We start from the raw sequence: 6,234 nt of genomic DNA on the forward strand, positions 1-6,234 counted from the left end.
ATAGCTGCCGATCAACACCTGTTTTCTTGTGTTGATCGGCAGTGTCTTGTGTGAGGTTGCATATCTAATTGGCGCCGAGGCCTGCGATTAAAAGGGCTTAAGAATCGCCAGCAGGACAATCACGATTAAAAACAATACCGGTAACTCATTAAACCAGCGATAAAAGACATGGCTTTTTTGGTTGGTACCTTGGGCAAAACGTTTATAAATAGCACCTAAGGAAAAGTGATAGGCTATCAACAGCACCAGTAAAGTCAGCTTGATATGCATCCAACCCATTTTGAGCAGTGCTGGATTCATATATAACATATAAATTCCCAGCGCTAGGGTGGCGATCAGTGAGGGGTGCATGATCCCTCGATAGAGCTTACGCTCCATAATAGTGAAACGTTCTCGGCTCACTGTATCCGTGCTCATCGCGTGATAAACAAATAAGCGCGGCAAATAAAATAAACCGGCAAACCAGCATACCACTGCGATAATATGGAAAGCCTTAATCCACAAATACGTCATAACCAGATCCAAGCAGAAAAGAGAGTACATGGTAGTCTGCAGAGTATGCAGTGTCATCTGCAAAGTGTTGGTTATATAGTTACAGATTATTTTATTTTAAAGAGGGTGCATGCATGATTAAAGTGGCAATCGTTGGCGGTACGGGCTACACAGGGGCTGAGCTGTTGCGTTTGCTCGCCTTACATCCGCATGCACAGGTCGAAATTATTACCTCGCGCTCTGAGGAAGGCGTACGTGTTGCTGATATGTACCCGAACCTACGTGAAAGTTACCCTGCATTAGCTTTTTCAGTGCCAGAAGTTGATACGCTAACGGCTTGCGATGTGGTGTTTTTTGCAACGCCGCATGGTGTTGCCCATGGTTTAGCTGGTGAAATACTGCAAGCGGGCACGCGAGTGATAGATCTATCGGCCGATTTTCGTTTGCAAGATGCCGAAGAGTGGTCGCAGTGGTATGGCCAGCCGCACGGCGCACCACATTTGCTTGCTGATGCCGTGTATGGTTTACCCGAAGTAAACCGCGAAGCGATTAAAGACGCGCATCTTATTGCTGTGCCCGGGTGCTACCCAACCGCTGTGCAGCTAGGATTGTTGCCACTGGTTGAGGCCGGCCTTGCTGATACTAAGCAGATTATTGCGAGCTGCGCATCGGGTGTTAGCGGTGCAGGTCGAGCGGCTAAAGTAGGTTCGTTATTTTGTGAGGCGACAGAGAATATGATGGCTTATGGGGTGAATGGTCACCGCCATCTACCAGAGATTAAGCAAGGGCTCCGTCGCGCTGCCGGTAAGCCGGTTGAGTTGACATTTGTACCGCATTTGGTGCCAATGATCCGCGGTATTCATGCAACCTTGTACGCAACTGTTGTTGACCGTAGCGTTGATTTGCAGGCGCTATTTGAGCAGCGTTATGCACATGAGCCTTTTGTTGATGTGCTGCCTGCTGGCGTATTCCCGCAGACGCGCAGTGTTAAGGGTGCCAATATGTGTCGTATCGCCGTGCAACGCCCGCAAGACGGCGACGTAGTCGTGGTGATGTCCGCTATTGATAACTTGGTCAAAGGTGCTTCAGGGCAGGCGATACAGAATATGAATATTATGTTCGGTTTAGATGAAAGCAGTGGTTTGCTCTCAGCTGCATTAATTCCTTAGGTGCTGTTAATAGTTGACCTTTCTAGTAGGATAAGCGGATAATATTGCTTATAGTTGTTTACAGCGCGATGCTGGGAGAAAGTAAAATGAGTGTTGAATCCTTCGTCCCTGCCGCAATGCAGTTTACTCAAGGGGCAGCAAATAAAGTTAAGGCCTTGGTGGAAGAGGAAGGCAATCCTCGTCTGAAGTTACGCGTGTTTGTAACGGGTGGCGGTTGCTCTGGATTCCAGTATGGGTTTACTTTTGATGAGGACATGGCAGAAGATGACACTGTTATTGACCGTGAAGGTGTCAGTCTAATTATTGATCCAATGAGTTTTCAGTACTTGGCTGGCGCGGAAGTTGATTATACCGAGGGCTTAGAAGGCTCACGTTTTGTGATTAATAATCCGAATGCAACTACTACCTGTGGCTGCGGTTCATCATTTTCAGTCTAAAATGGTGTTATGCGGGATATATGGCGCCAAGTATGCGTAAGCCACTGGCGCCAGTGACTGCAGGTTTATTGCTAGGGATCCCTTCAAGACAACAGTGAGCAAGCCATGCAAATGCCATGGCTTCCATCCAGTCTGCTGAAATGCCCAGAGAGTCAGTGCTAGCAACAGTGCAATCAGGTAGCAGACGAGACAGTCGGCTCAATAAATCTTTGTTGTGAGCACCTCCGCCGCAGACCCACACAGCTTTGCTGTTTTCTTGAGCTAAGCTAATCGATTGGGCAATAGTTTGCGCGGTGAGCTCAGATAAAGTCGCTTGCACATCTTGATCAGGAATTTTGTTCTGTTTGGCAAGTAGGCGTTGTAGCCACGCTAGGTTAAATAGCTCGCGACCTGTGCTTTTAGGGCCTTGTGTTGCAAAAAATGGTTCTAGCAGCATTTCATCGAGCAGAGCTTTATTAACAGTGCCGCTGGCGCCCCATTCGCCATTTTTGTCGTATGGGCTGTTTTTTTTATGTTGAATCCATGCATCCATTAAGACATTACCTGGCCCGCAGTCAAAGCCGTAAGTGTCGTGCTGTTCGGCTAATAAAGAAACATTGCTAAAGCCGCCAATGTTTAAAATGGCGCAAGGTTTTTCCTGATGCTGAAAAAGCATTTCGTGGAAAGCTGGCACTAGTGGTGCGCCTTGCCCTCCTGCGGCAATATCGCGACTGCGAAAATCAGTCACGACGCAAATGCCTGTTAGTTCTGTCAGTAATGCAGGGCTGCCAATCTGTACAGTAAAGCCTAGTGTCGGCTCATGCCGAATAGTTTGCCCATGACTACCAATCGCGCGAACCAGTTTGACTGAAGTGTTGGTCTCTGCAAGTAATTTACTAACGCCTTGTGCTGCTAGTCGCGCCCATTGTTGTTCGGCTAAAGCGGCACGATGGATTTCATCAGCACCACTACTGCATAAGGAGAGAAGGTCTTGTTTGAGGTGTGGTGGCATAGGGACATATTGACTTGCCACAAGTCGACATTGAGGATCGATATCAACCAAACTGATATCGATCCCATCCAGGCTAGTGCCTGACATAATGCCAATGTAAAGCATTTTACTCTTGATTCAGCGCTAGCTGCGTATCTTTGTTAGCGTCAAGTGTCGCCAGTAAGGTTTTGCTGCGCTCTGTAAAGCGTTGTTTTTCTGAGGCGTGAATTGGGTCAGCTGTTGGTAGTTTTTGGCTTAACGGGTCAACGTGAGCACCGTTGACTTGGAACTCATAATGCAAATGAGGGCCTGTTGATAAACCCGTTGTGCCGATATAACCAATAATTTGGCCTTGCTTAACATTGCTTCCAGCGCGCACACCTTTAGCAAAACCTTGCATGTGCGCATAAAGTGTTTGGTAGCGCTGACCATGCTTGATAACAATAGTATTACCGTAGCCACCTTTACGACCTGCAAGAGTCACTCTGCCGTCGCCGGCTGCTTTAATAGGTGTGCCACGCGGAGCAGCATAATCAACACCTTTATGCGCACGAATCTTATTTAAAATTGGATGTTTACGTCCAAGAGAGAAGCGTGAGCTAATACGTGCAAAATCGACTGGAGTACGAATAAAGGCTTTACGTAAGCTTGAGCCGTCAGCACTGTAGTAGCTTGCATTGCCCTGCTTATCTGTGTAGCGGACTGCGGTGAATTCTTTGCCGCGGTTAGTAAAGCGTGCCGCTAAAATATTGCCGGTACCTATAGCTTGACCGTCCAATACTTTCTCTTCATAAACCAGTTCAAACTCATCACCTGTGCGAAGATCTTGTGCAAAGTCGATGTCGTAGCCAAATATATTGGCCATATCAAGTGCTAGGCCATAAGGTAAGCCTGCTTTTTTTGTAGCAGAAAATAGAGCGCTTTTGATAACGCCCTGGGCACTTTTTTCAACGGTTTGTGTTGTTGCAACATCTTTGCGGAAAGAAAAGCTATCGGTATCTGCTTTTTTTTCTAAATATATTGTTTCGAGGGGATTAAGTTGGCTGCTGACTGATTGCAGGGCTTGGCTCTCATCAAATTCAAAAGTGACGACTTGGCCAATCTTAAGGTGAGTAAAGTGCTTTGCTTCTTTGTTGGTAGAAAGGATGCTGTGCAATAAGCTGTTATCAAGGCCGGCTTTTACAAAAAGGACAGATAAAGTATCCCCGCTGTTCACGGTTAACGCTTTTTGAAATTCAAATTCTGTTGGTGTTTCTGACTCTGCTTTTGTTGTTTCTAACTCTACTTCTGGTGCCGATACCGCCGCAACTGTGCTTGTTTGTGTGACGGTGTTCACTTCATGGGCGTCAACTTTAGCGTCAGGTGTTTGTTCTTCGGCTTCAATACTAATAAAAGTTTTTTTGGCTTCTACTTCACGAGAGGGATAAACGATCAAAACTAGACAGAGTAATGCAGCAATTCCGCTTGCCGCAAGCAGATGACGTTTAGGGTATCTCTGCTGTGTCGGAGTGTTATTTATTGGCATAGTCTTAAGTGTCTGCTGTGTGCGATGGGGCAAAGTATAAGGTAAAAGCCTTCTACTGCAAGTCTAGATGTCTTGCAACTTGCGCTGAGTCAGGTTTTACCATGAGTTTACGCAAAAAAATAGCGGCTCGTTGAGTTATTTGTCAGATGGGTCAATTTGTTTTTAGTTCCTTATCTAGTATTCTTGCTAGCTATCTATTTTTTAAGACGTGGTGTTCTGGGTATGAAAACCGTTGAAGAGCAATTAGCTGTTATCAAGCGAGGCGCTGACAACGTCATTGTCGAGCAAGAGTTGGTTGAGAAATTAAAACGTAATGAGCCGCTGCGTATTAAGGCAGGTTTTGACCCTACGGCCCCTGATTTGCATTTGGGGCATGCTGTACTGATAAATAAATTACGGATGCTGCAAGATTTAGGTCATCAGATTATCTTCTTGATTGGTGACTTTACTGGAATGATTGGTGACCCTAGCGGTAAAAGTGCGACACGTCCGCCTTTGACTCGCGAACAAGTGCTAGAAAACGCGGAAACGTATAAGCAGCAAGTGTTCAAAATTCTTGATGAAGATAAAACAGAGGTTGTTTTTAACTCATCTTGGTTGGAGAAGTTGACGCCAGCTGATTTTATCCGTCTTGCTTCGCATTATACAGTCGCGCGTATGCTCGAGCGTGAAGACTTCAGTAATCGATATACAACCCAGCAGCCAATCGCTATCCATGAGTTTCTATATCCGCTTATTCAGGGCTATGACTCTGTAGCTTTGCGTGCCGATATAGAAGTAGGAGGTACCGATCAGACGTTTAACTTGCTGATGGGGCGTGAGTTGCAACGTGCTTATGGTCAAGAGCCACAGTGCATTATTACTATGCCTCTATTAGAAGGGTTGGACGGCATTAAGAAAATGTCGAAGTCGCTTGGTAATTATGTTGGGATACAGGAAGCGCCAGGTGCGATGTATACCAAGTTGCTATCAATGCCTGATGAGCTGATTTGGCGTTACTTTGACTTGCTGAGCTTTAGAGATGCACAAGAGATTGACGCGCTGAAAGCTAGTGTGGCTGAGGGTGCTAATCCGCGCGATGTCAAAATTGAGTTGGCACGGGAGCTGATTGCACGCTTTCATGGTGAAGAGGCTGCTGCTAATGCGCATAAGTCTGCAGGTAATCGTATGCAGGGTGGTGAGCTTCCTGAAGATTTACCTACTATAGTAGTGAAAGCAGAAGGTGATATGCCAATTGCTGCTATTTTGAATAAAGCCGGCTTGGTTAAAAACGCTGCCGGTGCGCGCGATATGCTGGCTGCGGGTAGCGTACGAGTAGACGGCGATGCAGTCAGTCGCGAGTTTGTCTTTAAGCTTGGTGCTGAACATGTATGCCAGGCGGGGAAGAAAAGCTTTGCGCGTATCAAGCTGCTGGCAGAATAAATAGATTTTTTTGAAGTCGCCTATTGCGCCTTTCTAAAAAGGCTGTACTATAGGCGTTCTTGAGGCGCACAGTAGAGCAAATCAAGATCTAGGAGTTCGACGGAAGCGTTAAAAACTTCCAGAAAATAAACCTTGACAGATGCTTCGGAGAGTGTAGAATACGCCTCCTCGCTAAGATCGAAAGACTTAACGAAAACGTTCTTTAACAATTTGAATCAA

The 6,234-nt window shown here is 46.2% G+C and carries 6 protein-coding genes; 3 read left to right on the forward strand and 3 right to left on the reverse strand.

What is annotated here, in order from left to right; translation table 11 throughout:
* Positions 1-87: 87 nt before the first annotated feature.
* Positions 88-513, reverse strand: a complete 426-nt coding sequence (gene hemJ / locus JYJ62_RS14380) for a protoporphyrinogen oxidase HemJ (RefSeq protein ID WP_205342916.1) — start codon at positions 511-513, stop codon at positions 88-90.
* A gap of 113 nt (positions 514-626) precedes the next feature.
* Between hemJ and argC the strand changes: the two genes are divergently transcribed.
* Positions 627-1,661 (forward strand): N-acetyl-gamma-glutamyl-phosphate reductase, encoded by a 1,035-nt coding sequence (gene argC / locus JYJ62_RS14385; RefSeq protein WP_205342917.1) that lies wholly within the window; start codon positions 627-629, stop codon positions 1,659-1,661.
* Positions 1,662-1,747: 86 nt separating this feature from the next.
* A complete protein-coding gene (erpA, locus tag JYJ62_RS14390; RefSeq protein ID WP_205342918.1) occupies positions 1,748-2,098 on the forward strand; it encodes an iron-sulfur cluster insertion protein ErpA in 351 nt (116 codons plus the stop codon).
* 7 nt (positions 2,099-2,105) lie between these two features.
* Here the strand turns inward: erpA and JYJ62_RS14395 are convergent, their stop codons facing one another.
* Together JYJ62_RS14395 and JYJ62_RS14400 are read right to left on the reverse strand one after the other, a co-directional pair.
* A complete protein-coding gene (locus JYJ62_RS14395) occupies positions 2,106-3,194 on the reverse strand; it encodes an anhydro-N-acetylmuramic acid kinase (RefSeq protein ID WP_205342919.1) in 1,089 nt (362 codons plus the stop codon).
* 1 nt (position 3,195) lies between these two features.
* Positions 3,196-4,587 (reverse strand): peptidoglycan DD-metalloendopeptidase family protein, encoded by a 1,392-nt coding sequence (locus JYJ62_RS14400; RefSeq protein WP_420042853.1) that lies wholly within the window; start codon positions 4,585-4,587, stop codon positions 3,196-3,198.
* A 228-nt stretch (positions 4,588-4,815) separates the two neighbouring features.
* Here JYJ62_RS14400 and tyrS point away from each other — a divergent pair, with 228 nt between their 5' ends.
* Positions 4,816-6,015 carry a tyrosine--tRNA ligase gene (gene tyrS, locus JYJ62_RS14405; RefSeq protein ID WP_205342921.1) on the forward strand — a complete coding sequence of 400 codons (1,200 nt, stop codon included), beginning with the start codon at positions 4,816-4,818 and terminating at the stop codon, positions 6,013-6,015.
* Positions 6,016-6,234: the final 219 nt, after the last annotated feature.

Source organism: Denitrificimonas caeni, from assembly GCF_905120345.1.
Taxonomy (GTDB): Bacteria; Pseudomonadota; Gammaproteobacteria; order Pseudomonadales; family Pseudomonadaceae; genus Denitrificimonas; species Denitrificimonas caeni_A.